Source organism: Streptomyces sp. NPDC001890 (assembly GCF_042891445.1).
In the GTDB taxonomy this organism is placed as follows: Bacteria; Actinomycetota; Actinomycetes; order Streptomycetales; family Streptomycetaceae; genus Streptomyces.
On the sequence record NZ_JBIATE010000010.1, the window covers coordinates 23,294 to 38,925 of the forward strand.

The window sequence follows — 15,632 nt, forward strand, 5'->3', positions numbered from 1 at the left end:
TGATATTCCGGGGCTGTTCGCAAGGCCTTTCACACGCGTCGTAGGACCTTCTCCGTGCGTCGCAGGACCCCTACGCGCGTCGTGATGCCTTGTTACGCACGTCGCGCGAACTGTTACCCACGTCGCGCGAACTGTTACCCACGTCGTGCGACCTGTTACGCGCGGCCCGCGGTCTTCTGCGTGCGGCGGGAGACCGAGTCGATGACCACGGCGGCCAGCAGCACCGCGCCGGTGATCATGTACTGGATGGCGTTGGCCATCCCGATCATGTTCAGGCCCTGCTGGATCGACTGGATCACGATCATGCCGAGCAGCGCGGACCAGACCTTGCCCCGGCCGCCGAAGAGGCTGGTGCCGCCGATGACGGCGGCCGCGATGACCAGCATCAGTGTGTTGCCGCCGCCGACGCTCTTGGTGGCGCCGCCGGAGAGGCTGGCGATGAAGAGTCCGCCGAAGGCGCCCAGCATGCCGGAGAGCGCGAAGACGGTGATCCGGATCCGGTCGACGTTGATACCGGCGCGGCGTGCCGCCTCCGGGTTGCCGCCCACCGCGAAGACCTGGCGGCCGAAGGTGGTCCGGCGGGCCACGAAGTCCGCGACGACCAGCACGGCGAGGAAGAGCACCAGGGCCAGCGGCAGGCCGCGGGCACCGGAGGGCTCGTTCAGCACGTACGCGACGGCGAAGCAGAGGATCGCGACGATGCCCGTGCGGAGCAGGACCTCGGTGGTGGGACGGGCGGGCAGGCCCGCGGCCCCGCGGCGCCGGCTGTCCATCAGGAGCGAGGCGGCGTAGGCGAGGACGGCGACCAGGGCGACGCCGTACGCGACGGCCTTGTCCTCGAAGAAGTAGTTGGTGAGGTTCTCGACGATGCTGCCGGACGGTGTGTTGATCGAGCCCTCACCACCCATCATCCACTCCTGCAGACCGCTCCAGCCGAGGAAGCCGGCCAGGGTGACGACGAAGGCCGGCACCCCGATCTTGGCGAAGAAGAAGCCGTGCAGCGCGCCGAGCACCATGCCGGAGAGCACCGCGACGAGCACCGCCGACCAGTCGTTCCAGCCGTGGTTGACGCTGAGCACGGCCCAGACCGCCGCACCGACGCCGGCGACCGAGCCGACGGACAGGTCGATCTCGCCGAGCAGCAGCACGAAGACGATGCCGACCGCCATGATGCCGAGGCCGGAGCTGTAGACGGCGACGTTGGCGATGGAACTGGCGGACAGGAAGTTGCTGTTCTGGAACTGGAAGACGATCGCGATGACGATCAGGCCGACGAGGACCGGCAGCGAGCCGAGTTCACCGCCGCGCACCTTGCGGCGGAACTCGGTCCAGTAGCCCGCGAGTCCCTCCGCGCGGACGAGGAGGCGCGGGTCCACCGCGGGTACGGGCGCCGCCGAGGGCTCGGCCGCGGGTGTCGCCGCGGCAGGCTTACCGGCAGCGGCTTCGTCGGTAGCGGTTTCGGGGGTCTTGGCGAGGTCGCTCACTTCGCGTCCTCCTTCGTGACGGTGCGGGCCTGACGGCGCGTGACGGCGTTGTCCGTGGCACCGGTGATCGCGGAGATGATCTCCTCGTGGGACGTGGTCGCCACGTCGAAGACTCCGTTGTTGCGGCCCAGGCGCAGCACCGCCACCTTGTCGGCGACGGCACGCACGTCGGCCATGTTGTGGCTGATGAGGATGACGCCGTGGCCGCGCTCGCGCAGCCGCTCGACGAGGTCGAGGACCTGGGCCGTCTGCTCCACGCCGAGGGCGGCGGTCGGCTCGTCGAGGATGACGACCTTGGGGTCACCGATCAGGGCGCGGGCGATGGCCACGACCTGGCGCTGACCGCCGGAGAGCGAGGCGACCGGGATGCGGACGCTGGGGATCCGGATGGACAGGGTGTCCAGCAGCTCCTTGGCGCGCTTCTCCATCCCGATCTCGTCGAGCACGGAGGCCTTGCGCAGTTCGCTGCCGAGGAAGAGGTTGGCGACCACATCGAGGTTGTCGCAGAGCGCCAGGTCCTGGTAGACGGTGGCGACTCCGAGGTCCTGGGCGTCGTTGGGCCGGTTGATCCGGACCGGCGTGCCCTCCCACTCGATGGAGCCTTCGTCGATCGGGTGGACACCCGAAATGGTCTTGACGAGCGTCGACTTGCCGGCGCCGTTGTCGCCGACCAGGGCGACGACTTCGCCGGAACGAATCTCCAGGTCCACATCGGTGAGCGCCTGGACGGCGCCGAACCGCTTGGAGATTCCGCGCAACGCCAGCACGGGCGTAGCGGACACGTGAATCATCTCCTTCGCCGCCTGACCGGCGGGGATGGTGCTGCTGAGCACAGGGGGGCGGTGCCGGTCACCGGGCCGCCGGGAGGGCCGGAACGCCTTCGCCGGTCCGCCTCGGAACGTCGTCGCCGGGGGACGACCACGCGCCGAGACCGCGCCCGGGAAGGGGGTTCCGGGCCGGCCGGGGCCCAGGCCGTGCCCGGGAGGGCGGCCGTGCGCGGTGACCGGGACCGGTGAGAAGTCCGGCGCCCGCCCCTTGCTGCGGGGCATGGACGGGGCGGGTGCCGGACCGGATCGGGTGACGCCTGCCGGCGGCGGATTACTTGATGCCGGCTGCGTCGCAGGCCGCCTTGTACTGGGCGGTGCAGATCTCCTCGACCTTGTAGACCTTGTCCGCGACGATCGTGGAGGCGATGTTCTCCTTGGTCACGACCGAGGCGTCGTACAGCTTGGACGGGGTGCCCTTGAACTCGCCCGAGAGGCTGTCGACCTTGACCGGGGCCAGGTCGTCGATCTTCTCGCCCTTCAGCAGCCGGACCGCGATCTCGGCGGTGGTCTCGGCCTCCGGCTTGATCTGCTTGTAGATCGAGAACGCCTGCTCGCCCGCGAGGATGCGCTGCAGACCGGCGAGCTCGGAGTCCTGGCCGCCGACCGGGACCTTCACGCCCTGCTTCTTCAGGGCCGTGATGATGCCGCCGGCCATGCCGTCGTTGGCGGAGTAGACGCCCTGGAAGCCGTCCTTGCCCAGGGAGTCGATGGCCGCTCCCATCTTCTTGTTGGCCTCGTCCGCCGACCAGTCCGGGATGTCCTGCTCGTAGACGACCTTCTTGACCTGCTTGTCGAGGACGCTGTGCGCGCCCTTCTTGAAGAAGGGGGCGTTCGGGTCGGTCGGCGAGCCGTTGATCATGACAACGTTGCTTTCCTTGGCCTTGGCGCCCATCGCCTTGACCAGCGCCTCGCCCTGGAGCTGGCCGATCTTCTCGTTGTCGTACGACACGTAGGCGGAGATCGGGCCCTCGGCGAGACGGTCGTACGCGACGACCTTGACGTCCTTCTTCGCGGCCTGCTGGACCCAGGACTTCGCGGCCTTGTAGTCGACGGTGTCGAGGATGATGACCTTCACGCCCTGCGTGACGAGCGCGTCGAACTGCTTCTTCTGGGTCTCGCTGTCCTGCGCGGCGTTGTTGTACTTGACCTCGCAGTCGGAGCACAGCGCCTTGATCTTCGCCTCCATGATGGGGCGGTCGAACGTCTCGTAACGCGTGGTCTTGTTCTCCGGCAGGAGCAGGCCGATGGTCTTGCCGTCGCCGCCGCTGCCGGAGTCCTTGTCGTCGCCGGCCTTGCCACAGGCCGCGAGGGAGACGGCCATGGAGAGTGCGGCCGTCCCTATGACGATGCGTCGCGTCGTTGCGTTCATTACGGGTTGCCTCCCTGACGAGGCCGCAACGTTGCGGCCGAGGTGGCTGGCAGTCAACTCGGCCGCACCGTCAGCGTCAAGGAGTAAATCCTTAACGAGATGACAACGGTGCCATTCGTTATCTAAGTGAAGGCAGCAGTGGTCTTCGGCAGGGTGCTTTCCAAAAGGGTCGAATCCCCCATCTCGCTGAGCACCAGGGCCAGGGCGCCCAGGACCTCGGCCCGGCCGCCCAACGCCCCTGGCAGCACCGAGAGTTGCCGGGCGGCACTCGGAATGGCGTAGCGCGAGACCGAGTCACGGATCGGTGCGAGCACCAACTCGCCCGCCTCGGCGAGCGATCCGCCGAGGACCACCCGGCTGGGGTTGAGCAGGTTGCACAGGTTGGCCACCCCGCTGCCGATGTGCCGCCCGACGTCCCCGATCACCCGGCGGCAGCCCGGATCGCCCTCGCGGGCCAGCTGGACCACCCGTTCCATGGTGAGGTCGGGCCCGTGGCTGGGCTGGAGCAGCGGCAGTACGTACCGGGCGGCCGTGAAGGTCTCCAGGCAGCCGCGGTTGCCGCAGCGGCAGACCGGGCCCGACTCGTCGAGCGTGATGTGCCCGATCTCGCCGGCCGTGCCGCCCGGACCCCGGTAGATGCGCCCGTCGATCACCAGGCCGGCGCCGACCCCGCTGGCGACCTTGATGTAGGCGAGATCCTTGACGCCCCGGCCGCTCCCCCACACCAGCTCGCCGAGCGCGCCGAGGTTGGCGTCGTTGTCGACGTACACCGGCACTCCGAGCCGGCCCTGCAGCTCCTTGCCGGGGTTGATGCCCGTCCAGCCCGGCAGGATCGACGTGGAGCCCAGGGTGCCGGACTCCACGTCGATCGGGCCGGGTACACCGAGGCCCACCCCGATCACCTTGTCCGGACCGATGCCGGTCGTCTCGATCAGCCGCCTGACCAGCTGCTCCGCCCGCCCGAACCCCTCCGCGGACGAGGCGTCGACGTCCAGCGGCTCGGCCTCCTCGGCGAGCACCTGGTGGGCGAGGTTGCCGACCGCGACCCGCAGATGCGTATGGCCGAAGTCGACCCCGATCACGATGCCCGCGTCGCCGCTGAGCGAGACGCTGCGGGCCCGGCGGCCGCCCGCCGAGGTGGGGGTGACCTCGACCGTGCCGCCGTCCTTCAGTTCACGAACGATGTTGGAGACGGTGGCCGCTGACAGGCCGGTGCTCCGTGCGATCTCCGCCTGGGTGAGCGAACCGGCCATGCGTACGGCACGCACGACCCGCTCAAGGTTGGCGCGATGCAGAGATGTCTGCGACCCCGGAGTCTCCATCGACTCTCTCACTCCTACCGTTTTCTCTAACATGTGAACTCTAAGCTCAACGTTTTGCCACACCCCCCGTCAAGACCTTGAGCAAGCGAAGCCTCGGATGAGCGCCCCGGCCGCCCTCCGAACACACAGGAACCGCCCGCCGGCGCGTGGCCGACGGGCGGTTCGTGTGTACGGGGGAAGCGGTGCCCGGCTGCTACTTCACCGCGCCCGCGGTGAGGCCGGCGACGACCTGGCGCTGGAAGATGATGTAGGCCGCGAGGACCGGCAGCATCGCCATCACCAGACCCGCGAAGAGCCCGGACCAGTCGCCTTTGTACCCCTGGCTGGTGGCCAGTTCGACCAGGCCCTGGGAGAGCACCCGATTGTTCGGTTCCGTGTTGAGCACCGTCGGCAGCATGTACTGGTTCCACTGACCGAGGAAGTTGAAGATACCGACGCTGATCAGGCCGGGCTTCGCCATCGGCAGCATCACCTGGAAGAACGTCCGGGTGTGCGAGGCACCGTCGAGCATCGCGGCTTCCGCCACCGAGCTCGGCAGAGTACGGAAGAACGAGGTGAGGAAGAAGACGGTGAACGGCAGCGAGTACGCGATGTAGACCATGATCAGTCCGTGCCGCGTGTTCAGCAGGGCCATGTTGTTCATGACGAAGAACAGCGGGACCAGCGCCAGGATGATCGGGAAGCTCATCCCGCCGATGAACAGGTAGTAGATGAAGCGGTTGCCGGGGAAGTCGAACCGCGCCAGTACGTACGCCGCCATCGAGCCGAGCAGCAGGGTGCCGACGAGCGAGCAGCCCACCACCACGACGGTGTTGAAGAAGTAGTCGCTCATGTGCGCCTGGCTCCAGGCGCGCGACCAGTTCTCGAAGTGCAGCTTGTCGGGCAGTGCCCACGGCGTCGACAGGATCGAGTCGTCCGTCTTGAACGACGCCATCACCGCCCACAGCAGCGGCAGGACGACCAGGATCGCCCAGATGATCAGCACACCGTGCGAGAAGACGTTGAGGACCTGGCCCTCGCTGCTCTTCTCCTTGGCGGCGGACGCGGGCGCCTTGGCCACCGGGGCGGGGTCGGCGGCCGGGGCGGCTGCGGGCGGGGTGTCAGTCGTCTTCACGTGTACTCACCTCGTACTGTCGAGCCGGACACGGAGGCCGACCTGTGGTGCCTGCTGGGGGTCCGGGGGTCGTCTCCCGGGAATCGCAGCATCAGAACTCCAGCCGATCGCGCCGGCCCAGTCGCATCACGATGGCGGCGAAGGCCATGGTGACGATGAGCAGTCCGACACCGATCGTCGTCGCGTAGCCGGCCTGCCCGTCGCGGAAGGCCGTCTGGTACACGTACAGCGGCAGGACGGTGGTCGAGTAGTCGGGGCCACCGGGGCCCACGGTCATGACCTGCACGGCGGTGAACGCCTCGACGCCGAGGGCCAGGATCCCCATGTAGACCCAGCCCGACTGCACCGTGTCCCAGAGCAGCGGAAGTGTGATCTTGAAGAACGTGGTGAAGCGGTTGGCGCCGTCGAGCAGCGCCGCCTCGTAGAAGTCCTTCGGGATGGATGCCATTCCGGCCGAGAACAGGACGACGAAGAATCCGACCGTCGACCAGACCAGCACCGACATGACGCAGATCAGCGCGAGATTCGGATCGCCCAGCCAGTCCGGCTGGATGGAGTCCAGACCGATCGACTTCAGTGTCGAATTCAGCATCCCGCTGGTGGGGTTGAAAGCGAACTGGAAGAGCAGGGCCACGATGACGATCGAGAGCACCTGCGGGAAGAAATAGGCGATCTTGTAGAAACTTGAGCCACGCACGCCGGAGACCGCGGCGTTCTTGCGCCGCCGGCCCCCGACATTGAGCATGAAGGCGAAGAAGAGCGCCAGACCCAGCGTCACCAGCGGCAGCAGCAGCACGAGCAACACGCTGTGCTGCAACGACTTCCAGAAGATGTCGTCCTTCAGCATCCTCGTGTAGTTGTCGAACCCGACCATCTTGAAGTCCGGGCTCAGGCCGGTCCAGTCCGTGAACGAGTAGTAGATGGACTGGATGAACGGCCAGATGACGAAGACCGCGTACAACGCGAGTGGGACTACCAAGAATCCCACGATGAAACGGTACTTGCCGTGCTGCATCGTTTACCGACCCCGATCTTTCCGCGGGTGCCGCCGCTGGTGACGGTTGCTCACTGGTGCTTGTAGTGCTTGATGGACTGGTCCTTGGCCGCCGCGTCGGCGAAGGCCTGGATCTTCTTGATGGCTTCCGCAGGGGTCGCGCGGCCGGCCATCATCTCGCCGATGCCGGCGACACCGATCTGCTCCTTCTGGAGCTTCACGTACCAGTCCTGCAGGCGCGGGTTCACCACGTTGTCGCCGGCCTTCTTCAGCGCGTCGACACCGGACTGCATGGCGGTCGACAGGGTCAGACCGTCGGTGCCGCCGTTGAACGCGCTGAGCGACTTGACCTGCTTGGTGAAGTTCTTCGAGGACTCCTCGGAGAGCATGATGCGCAGCTGCTCCATGCCGCCCTGGGGGTTCTTCGCGTTGGCCGGGACGACGAAGGGCTCGCCGCCGGAGGCCCAGATGGTGCCGAACGGCATCTTGTCGGACGAGTCCAGGCTGGACGGCGCCGCGACCATCATCTTGAAGTCCTTGGGCGTGGTGGGCGCGGCCTCGTTCTCCACCCACGAACCGTTCGGGAGGAAGAGCGCCTTGCCCTTGGTCCACTCGGTCTGCGACTGGATGTGGGTCAGACCGGGGGTGCCCTTGAGGATGTACCCCTTCTTGTACAGCTCGTAGTACGCCTCGAAGGCCGCCTTGACCGCGGGGTCCTTCCAGGCGTTCGGCTCCAGGTTGTCGATCTTGTCGAGAACCTCCCGGCCACCGATCTTGCCGATGAACGGGTAGAGCGAGAACGGCAGGTAGTACGGGTACTTACCGGCGTACGTCCAGCCCGCGATGCCCTGCTTCTTCGCCTTCGCGCAGAGGGCGAGCATGGCGTCCCAGTCCTCCGGGTACTCCGCGTCGAGCTTCTCCAGCGCGGTCTGCGAGTACCAGACGCCGTACACGGTGTACGCGTAGTACATGATCCAGACCGGGTCGCCGTCGAACTGACCCATCTCCAGGACACCGGGGCGCAGCGTGTCGCGGACCTTCTTGCTCGGGTCGTCTATGGACGGGGCGTCCATCAGCGGCGTCAGGTCGAGCAGCTGCTTCTTGCCGACCAGGACACCCATGTCCATCTGCTCGGCGCCGGAGTTGTCGATCAGGTCCGGCGGGGTGCCGCCGTTGAAGCGGGGCTGCAGCTGCGACTGGATCTTCTGGGTCGCGACGTGCTTGACCTTCGGGGCCTTCGGGAACGCCGCGTTGTACTTCTTCTCCGCGTCGATCGCGTACTGCTGACCGAAGCCGCCGTCGAAGATGACAACCTCGAGCGGCGCCGTCTCGTTGACGCCGAGCGGGTTGGTCTTGGTGACCTTGCCCTTCTCGACCTTCTTCTCGCTGCCGCTGTCGCCGCTGGCGCACGCCGACAGGAAGCCCATCGCCGGAACGCTGATCAGGCCGAGTGCGGCCGATCGCTTGATCACATCGCGACGGCCAAGGCCCTCATTCTTGTGGGCGGAGGTGGATCCCATGCTCAAGTCCTCGCCTTCTCCAGGACTCAGGCGGTGTGTACCGGTCGCCCGTAGATATTCGCCTCAGGCGAAGGGCCCCGCCACCGCGGTCAGTTGCGCTTGGGTCATGCTGATTTCAGGCTAGCCAGGTGCAGTGGGGGGCCGGGAAGACCCGGCATCGGACGCACCCGTCGTGCTGTCCGCGGCCCTTCCCCGTGTCCCCCTTGTCCGCGTCGCCGGAAAAGCTGTGCAGACGCCGACAGGTATAGTCCACTTCCCGCCGACTGAGCAAGATCGAATGCGACTTTGAGCAGCAGTCTTTCCCGAGTTGAGACCTCGCGGATACATGGCCCCCGCACGCTCCCGGCCCGGGTGTAACGATTTCCGCAATACGGTCGATTCACCATGCGCTTCCCGTCCAACACCCTTGACACATCCCTGCACTTGGCTCCCTACTGGACCCTGCGCATCTCTCTGACAACGTTGTCCGGATGCACTCCTCGGGAGGAATGGCTCGGCATGCAGCCCCGACATGGTTCTCGCAAGAGGCAAAGCCGTACGGCCGCACTGATCGCGGCCGCACTCGTTCTGGTCGTGACCGCCCCCTCCGCGGCCGCCGCACAGTCGGCCGCCGCACACGAAGAAAGTCGGCCCCCTTCGGGGGACCGCACATTCAACTCGTCGTTCGAAGCGGATGAAAAACAGCCGGACTGGCGCAACACCGTGGAAGAGGGTCCGGACGGAAAGAAGCGGTCATCGGGTGTCGATGGCGGATTCTCCGCAGGAATACCGGGCAATATCACCGACAAGGTGACAGACGTCCGCGCCAGTGGTGAGAACACCGGCGGCGGGGAGGTCAAGGAAAACCTGATCGATGTGGAGTCCGGCACCAAGTGGCTGACCTTCGAGCCCACCGGGTGGGTCGAATTCGATCTGGCCGAACCGGCCAAGGTCGTGACATACGCGCTTACTTCGGCCAACGATCACGACGAGCGCGACCCGAAGGACTGGACCCTCCAGGGCTCCGCCGACGGCAAGGACTGGCAGGACCTCGACGCCCGGACCGGTCAGACGTTCAGCGAGCGGTTCCAGACGAAGTCGTACGATTTCACATCTGACACCGCATACCAGCACTTCCGCCTGCAGATCACGAGGAACAACGGCGCCGACGACGCCACCCAGCTCGCCGACGTCCAGTTCTCCGACGGCGACACCTCCACCCCGGCCCCCGAAGAGATGCGCAGCCAGGTCGACCGAGGCCCCTCCGGCTCCCCCACCGCCAAGGCGGGCGCGGGCTACACCGGAAAGCGGGCGCTGCGGTACGCCGGGACGCACAAGGCGGACGGCCGGGCGTACTCGTACAACAAGGTCTTCGACGTCGACACCGCTGTCACCCGTGACACCTCACTGTCGTACCTGGTCTATCCCCAGATGGGCGAGACCGACCTCGACTACCCGGCGACCCATGTCTCGGTGGACCTGGCGTTCACGGACGGCACGTATCTGAGCGAGCTGCGGGCCACCGACAGCAACGGCGGCCTGCTGACGCCGCAGGGCCAGGCCGATGCCAAGCGGCTGTACGTCAACCAGTGGAACAAGGTCGAGTCGGCGATCGGCACGGTCGCGGCGGGCCGGACCGTGGACCGGATCCTGGTGGCGTACGACTCCCCCAAGGGCACACCGAAGTTCCAGGGCTGGATCGACGACATCGAGATCGCCCCGAAGGCGCCGGAGAAGCGCCGCGCGCACCTGTCCGACTACGCGTCCACGGTCCGCGGCACCAACTCCAGCGGCGCCTTCTCCCGCGGCAACAACTTCCCCGCCACCGCGGTCCCGAACGGCTTCAACTTCTGGACCCCGGTCACCAACGCCGGCTCGACGAGCTGGCTGTACGACTACGCGCGGGGCAACAACGAAGACAACCTGCCCACCCTCCAGGCCTTCAGCGCCAGCCATGAGCCGAGCCCCTGGATGGGCGACCGGCAGACCTTCCAGCTGATGCCCTCGGCGGTCGCCGGCACTCCGGACGCCTCGCGCAAGGCGCGCGCGCTGCCGTTCCACCACGAGAACGAGACGGCGAAGCCGCACTACTACGGTGTGACATTCGACAACGGCCTCAAGGCCGAGATGACACCGTCCGACCACGCGGCCCGGATGCGGTTCACCTACCCCGGTGACGACGCGAGCATCGTCTTCGACAACGTCTCCAACGACGGCGGCCTCACCCTCGACCCGGCCACCAGCTCCTTCACCGGCTTCTCCGACGTGAAGAGCGGCGGCTCGACCGGCGCCACCCGTCTCTTCGTGTACGGCGTCTTCGACGCGCCGGTCACCGCGAGCGGCAAACTGTCCGGCGGCGGTGGCGACGACGTCACGGGCTACCTCCGCTTCGACGCCGGCCAGGACCGCACGGTCGGCCTGCGCCTGGCGACCTCCCTCATCAGCATCGACCAGGCGAAGCGGAACCTGGCCGCCGAGATCCCCGCCGCCCGCTCCTTCGGCCGGGTCGAGGAACGGGCGCAGCGGGCCTGGGACGACATCCTGGGCAAGGTGGAGGTCGAGGGTGCCACGGCCGATCAGCTGACCACCCTCTACTCCAGCCTGTACCGGCTGTACCTGTACCCGAACTCGGGCTTCGAGAGGGTCGACGGCAAGGACAGGTACGCCAGTCCGTTCTCCCCGCAGGTCGGCTCCGACACCCCGACGCACACCGGGGCGAAGATCGTCGACGGCAAGGTCTACGTCAACAACGGCTTCTGGGACACCTACCGCACGACGTGGCCCGCCTACTCCCTCCTCACCCCGGACAAGGCCGGCGAGATGGTGGACGGCTTCGTCCAGCAGTACAAGGACGGCGGCTGGATCTCCCGCTGGTCCTCCCCCGGCTACTCCGACCTGATGACCGGTACCTCCTCGGACGTCGCGTTCGCGGACGCCTACGTCAAGGGCGTGAAGTTCGACGCGGAGGCGGCGTACGAGGCGGCGCTGAAGAACGCCACGGTGGTCCCGCCGTCCTCGGGCGTCGGCCGCAAGGGCATGGTGACGTCCCCGTTCACCGGCTACGCGAACACCGACACGCACGAGGGCCTGTCCTGGTCCCTGGAGGGCTACCTCAACGACTACGGCATCGCGCGAATGGGCCGCGCCCTCTACGAGAAGACGAAGAAGGAGCGCTACAGGGAGGAGTCCGAGTACTTCCTGAACCGCGCCCGCAACTACGTCCAGCTCTTCGACGACAAGGCCGGCTTCTTCCAGGGCAGGGACGCCGAGGGCGACTGGCGGCTCCCCTCGGACCGGTACGACCCCCGGGTCTGGGGCTACGACTACACGGAGACCAACGGCTGGGGCTACTCGTTCACGGCCCCGCAGGACAGCCGGGGCCTGGCGAACCTGTACGGCGGCCGGGACGGCCTGGCCAAGAAGCTCGACACGTACTTCTCCACCCCCGAGACGGCGGGCCCCGAGTTCGTCGGCTCGTACGGCGGTGTCATCCACGAGATGACCGAGGCGCGTGACGTACGGATGGGGCAGTACGGCCACAGCAACCAGGTCGCGCACCACGTCACCTACATGTACGACGCGGCCTCGCAGCCCTGGAAGACACAGGAGAAGGTCCGCGAGGTCCTGGGCCGCCTCTACACGGGCAGCGACATCGGGCAGGGCTACCACGGCGACGAGGACAACGGCGAGCAGTCGGCCTGGTACCTCTTCTCCTCGCTCGGCTTCTACCCGCTGGTCATGGGCAGTGGCGAGTACGCGATCGGCTCCCCGCTCTTCAAGAAGACGACCGTCCACCTGGAGAACGGCCATGACCTGGTCGTCAGGGCACCGAAGAACAGCGCGAAGAACATCTACGTGCAGGGCCTTCGGGTCAACGGCAAGAAGTGGACCTCCACTTCGCTCCCGCACGACCTGCTGGCGAAGGGCGGTGTGCTGGACTTCGACATGGGCCCGAGGCCGTCGTCGTGGGGCACCGGCAAGAACGCGGCACCGACGTCCATCACCACGGACGACGAGGTGGCGACACCGCAGGCGGACGTGGTGAAGGGCGACGGCGCCCTGTTCGACAACACCTCGGCCACCTCCGCGAAGGTCGCCACGGTGGACCTGCCGGTCCCCTCGGCCACGGACGCGGTCCGCTACACCCTGACATCGGACAAGGCGGCCGGGGCCCCGAGCGGCTGGGTCCTCCAGGGCTCCTCGGACGGCACGACGTGGAAGGACCTGGACAAGCGGTCGGCCGAGTCCTTCGCCTGGGACCGGCAGACGAGGGTGTTCTCGGTGGCCGAGCCGGGCTCGTACGCGCACTACCGCCTGGTGTTCGCCGGTGAAGGCACGCTCGCGGAAGTGGAGTTGCTCGCCTGATCCTGCTGTTCCACCTGCGTCGAGGCCGACGGCCGGCACCCCTGGGCGGGGTACCGGCCGTCGGTGCGTTCAGGAGCCGGCGCGGCTCCCGCTCAGCCCCGTTCCGCTCAGTCCCGTTCCGGGGCCTCCGGAACGGCCCGGGGGAAGAGGCTCTCGGGCAATGTCACATTCCACGCCGTGATGACCGGCTTCCCGTGCTCGGTGCCGAGCCGGGAGACGGCCCCCGTGGCGAGCTGGAACAGCGTGCCCTCGGCCGGTGTCAGACCGAGGTAGCGGGCGGTGAGCACGCGCAGGAAGTGGGAGTGCGCAACGAGCGCGATGTCCTCGTCCTCGTCCCGCCCGGCCGCCTCCGCGACCTCGGCCAGCACCCGGTCGGCACGCGCCCCGACCTCGGCCGGGGTCTCACCGGGGTGCGCCTCGGGTCCAGGAGCGACCCCGTCCGTCCAGAGATTCCACTCGGGGCGGGTGCGGCGGATCTCGACGGTGGTCACCCCTTCGTAGCCGCCGTAGTCCCACTCGCGCAGCTCGGGTGTGATGCGGGGCGCGACGAGCCCGGCGAGCTCGGCGGTGCGCCGGGCGCGTACGGCGGGAGAGACGAGGGTGAGCGCGATCCGCCGGTCGGTGAGCAGCGGCGCGAGCGCTCGGGCCTGCCGTTCCCCGAAGGCGGTCAGCGGCAGATCGGTGTAGCTCGTGTGCTGCCCGGACCGCGACCACTCCGTCTCGCCGTGCCGGATCAGGATCAGCTCGCCCATGGGTGTCATCCGCTCTGTGTGCCGTTCGTTCCGCGTGGTTCGCAGATCTGTGAACCACGCGGGTCCACCATCGCATTCCGCGCGCCCGGGACGAGGCGGACGGTGGACCGTTTCCGGGTACGGCAGCCGCACGATCCGCGACATTCCGTCAAATGCCCCAGCCGACGGACCGACACCGGCAGGGCCGTGACCGGTCACGCGGCGTGCTGCTCCGGGCGGTTGCCGCCACGCAGCAGGACGAGGACGACGGCGCACAGGACGAGGCAGGCCACCGCGAGCCCCAGAAGCACGCTGTGGAAGGCGGAGTCGTAGGCCCGGGTGAGGAAGTCGGCGAACCCCTGCCGGTCCGTGGCACCGGACACCTCGGCGGCACGGGCGAGATCGCCGCCCGCCGCCTGTCCCGCCACCAGATCTGCGTGACCGGCCCCGGCGTGGGCGCCGATGGAACCGGAGATGCGCGAGCCGAGGGCAGTGGCCAGCGCGGAGCCGTACACGGCGACGGCGACGGCCTCACTGCCGAGCCGCAGCGTGTTGAGGAAGCCCGCGGCCATGCCGGCCTTCGCCGGGTCGACCTCGGCGAGCGCCTGGCCGTCGACGAGCCCGGCGGCCAGCCCCATGCCCGCGCCGGTGACGATCATCGGCAGGGCGACGACGGCGATGGCGACGTCCGGCGAGAAGAGCAGGAGGGCGATGTCACCGACGACCAGGCAGCCGAGGCTGACGTGGATCAGGGTGAGGGCGGGAACGCCGCGGGTGACGAGCCTGGCGGCGAGCATCGGGCAGACCAGCACGGGCGCGGTGAGCAGCACCATGACCAGGCCCGCGGCCCCGGTGTCGCGGCCGGTGACGGCGGTGAGGTAGCTGGGCAGGTACGTCAGCATGGTGACGAAGCCGATGGAACCGGCGACCGGAACCAGACAGAGGCCGACGAACCGGCGGTTGCGCAGCACACCGAGGTCGAGCATGGGGTGCTCGCGCCGGTTCTCCACGTACGCGAAGACGGCGAGGACGACGAGCGCCCCGGCGAACAGGGCGACGACACCGACACTGCCCCAGCCCCACTGGGAGCCCTGCACGATGGCGGTGGTCAGCAGCACCATGGCAACGACGAAGAGGGTGCTCCCCGCAACGTCGATCCGGGCACCGGTGGAGGGGGTGGCGGGCATCGCCCTGGAGACGGTGGGCAGGGCGATCAGCACGGCCACGAGCACGACGGCGGGCGCGGCGAACACCCAGCGCCAGCCGAGGGTCTGGGCGAGCACGCCGGACAGGGACGGGCCGAGAGCCACGCCGACGCCCGCGACGGTGCCGAAGAGCGCGAACGCCCGGGCGCGGGCGGGGCCTTCGAAGACGGTGGAGAGGATCGCGGCGCCGCAGGAGAAGATGGCCGCCCCACCGATTCCGGCGAGGGCGCGAGCTCCGTCCAGCCACAGCACATCGGTGGCGAACGCGGAGCCGAGCGAGGCGGCGGCGTAGAGCGCGACGCCCGCGGCGAAGGCCCTGACGCGGCCGATGATGTCGGCGACCGACCCCCAGACCAGCGTGAAGCAGGCGAAGGCCACGTTGAAGGCGTTGACCACCCACTGGAGCGGCGCGAGTGCGGCGTGCGTGGCGGCGCCGATGCCGGGGAGCGCGACCGCGGTGCCCGAGATCGACATCGGTACGACGAACACGGCGAGGAGCACGGCGATCAGGGCCGGAGCCCGGCCGGACCTCCTCTGCGCCAGGGGCATGGAGGGTGAGGCGGACGACACGGTCTGCGTACTCATGGGGGTGGACTCCGGGCTCGGCCGACCCACCGATGGGCCAGGTACGATTTATGTCGTACCTAAAGCTGGCACACCCCGAGGTATGAAGCAAGCCGTACCTAGAATGGGGGGCAGCAGCCCGCGTACGGGTTCAGGAG

General features: G+C 68.1%; 10 protein-coding genes. 1 reads left to right on the forward strand and 9 read right to left on the reverse strand.

The genetic code is table 11. The features are described 5' to 3' along the window. Positions 1–155: 155 nt before the first annotated feature. The 7 genes from ACFYY1_RS23675 to ngcE form a co-directional block, all read right to left on the reverse strand. Positions 156–1,484, reverse strand: coding sequence for a sugar ABC transporter permease (locus ACFYY1_RS23675; RefSeq protein ID WP_388588752.1), 1,329 nt, complete (start codon positions 1,482–1,484; stop codon positions 156–158). After that, positions 1,481–2,275 carry an ATP-binding cassette domain-containing protein gene (locus ACFYY1_RS23680; protein WP_388589151.1) on the reverse strand — a complete coding sequence of 265 codons (795 nt, stop codon included), beginning with the start codon at positions 2,273–2,275 and terminating at the stop codon, positions 1,481–1,483. The genes ACFYY1_RS23675 and ACFYY1_RS23680 overlap by 4 nt, the downstream gene beginning before the upstream one ends. 307 nt (positions 2,276–2,582) lie before the next feature. After that, positions 2,583–3,680: a substrate-binding domain-containing protein gene (locus tag ACFYY1_RS23685; RefSeq protein WP_388588754.1), complete on the reverse strand. Its 1,098-nt coding sequence runs from the start codon at positions 3,678–3,680 to the stop codon at positions 2,583–2,585. A 122-nt stretch (positions 3,681–3,802) separates the two neighbouring features. Then, a complete protein-coding gene (locus tag ACFYY1_RS23690) occupies positions 3,803–5,002 on the reverse strand; it encodes an ROK family protein (RefSeq protein ID WP_388588757.1) in 1,200 nt (399 codons plus the stop codon). Positions 5,003–5,195: 193 nt separating this feature from the next. Then, entirely contained in the window at positions 5,196–6,116 is a 921-nt protein-coding gene (locus tag ACFYY1_RS23695; RefSeq protein ID WP_388588760.1) for a carbohydrate ABC transporter permease, read from the reverse strand. A 91-nt stretch (positions 6,117–6,207) separates the two neighbouring features. Next, entirely contained in the window at positions 6,208–7,131 is a 924-nt protein-coding gene (locus tag ACFYY1_RS23700; RefSeq protein ID WP_388588763.1) for a carbohydrate ABC transporter permease, read from the reverse strand. 50 nt (positions 7,132–7,181) lie between these two features. Then, a complete protein-coding gene (gene ngcE / locus ACFYY1_RS23705) occupies positions 7,182–8,630 on the reverse strand; it encodes an N-acetylglucosamine/diacetylchitobiose ABC transporter substrate-binding protein (protein ID WP_388588766.1) in 1,449 nt (482 codons plus the stop codon). Positions 8,631–9,128: 498 nt separating this feature from the next. Between ngcE and ACFYY1_RS23710 the strand changes: the two genes are divergently transcribed. Next, positions 9,129–12,974, forward strand: coding sequence for a GH92 family glycosyl hydrolase (locus tag ACFYY1_RS23710; protein ID WP_388588769.1), 3,846 nt, complete (start codon positions 9,129–9,131; stop codon positions 12,972–12,974). A 107-nt stretch (positions 12,975–13,081) separates the two neighbouring features. Here the strand turns inward: ACFYY1_RS23710 and ACFYY1_RS23715 are convergent, their stop codons facing one another. Both ACFYY1_RS23715 and ACFYY1_RS23720 read right to left on the reverse strand, forming a co-directional pair. Then, positions 13,082–13,726, reverse strand: a complete 645-nt coding sequence (locus ACFYY1_RS23715) for a histidine phosphatase family protein (RefSeq protein ID WP_388588772.1) — start codon at positions 13,724–13,726, stop codon at positions 13,082–13,084. A gap of 194 nt (positions 13,727–13,920) precedes the next feature. Further along, on the reverse strand, positions 13,921–15,495 hold the full coding sequence (locus ACFYY1_RS23720; protein WP_388588775.1) for an MFS transporter: 1,575 nt from the start codon (positions 15,493–15,495) through the stop codon (positions 13,921–13,923). Positions 15,496–15,632: the final 137 nt, after the last annotated feature.

Excerpts from the sequence above, each read along its gene's own strand:
- ACFYY1_RS23680 (WP_388589151.1), bottom strand. The coding sequence starts at position 2,275 with ATGATTCACGTGTCCGCTACGCCCGTGCTGGCGTTGCGCGGAATCTCC.
- ACFYY1_RS23685 (WP_388588754.1), bottom strand. The coding sequence starts at position 3,680 with ATGAACGCAACGACGCGACGCATCGTCATAGGGACGGCCGCACTCTCC.
- ACFYY1_RS23690 (WP_388588757.1), bottom strand. The coding sequence starts at position 5,002 with ATGGAGACTCCGGGGTCGCAGACATCTCTGCATCGCGCCAACCTTGAG.
- ACFYY1_RS23700 (WP_388588763.1), bottom strand. The coding sequence starts at position 7,131 with ATGCAGCACGGCAAGTACCGTTTCATCGTGGGATTCTTGGTAGTCCCA.
- ngcE (WP_388588766.1), bottom strand. The coding sequence starts at position 8,630 with ATGGGATCCACCTCCGCCCACAAGAATGAGGGCCTTGGCCGTCGCGAT.
- ACFYY1_RS23710 (WP_388588769.1), top strand. The coding sequence starts at position 9,129 with ATGCAGCCCCGACATGGTTCTCGCAAGAGGCAAAGCCGTACGGCCGCA.
- ACFYY1_RS23715 (WP_388588772.1), bottom strand. The coding sequence starts at position 13,726 with ATGGGCGAGCTGATCCTGATCCGGCACGGCGAGACGGAGTGGTCGCGG.
- ACFYY1_RS23720 (WP_388588775.1), bottom strand. The coding sequence starts at position 15,495 with ATGAGTACGCAGACCGTGTCGTCCGCCTCACCCTCCATGCCCCTGGCG.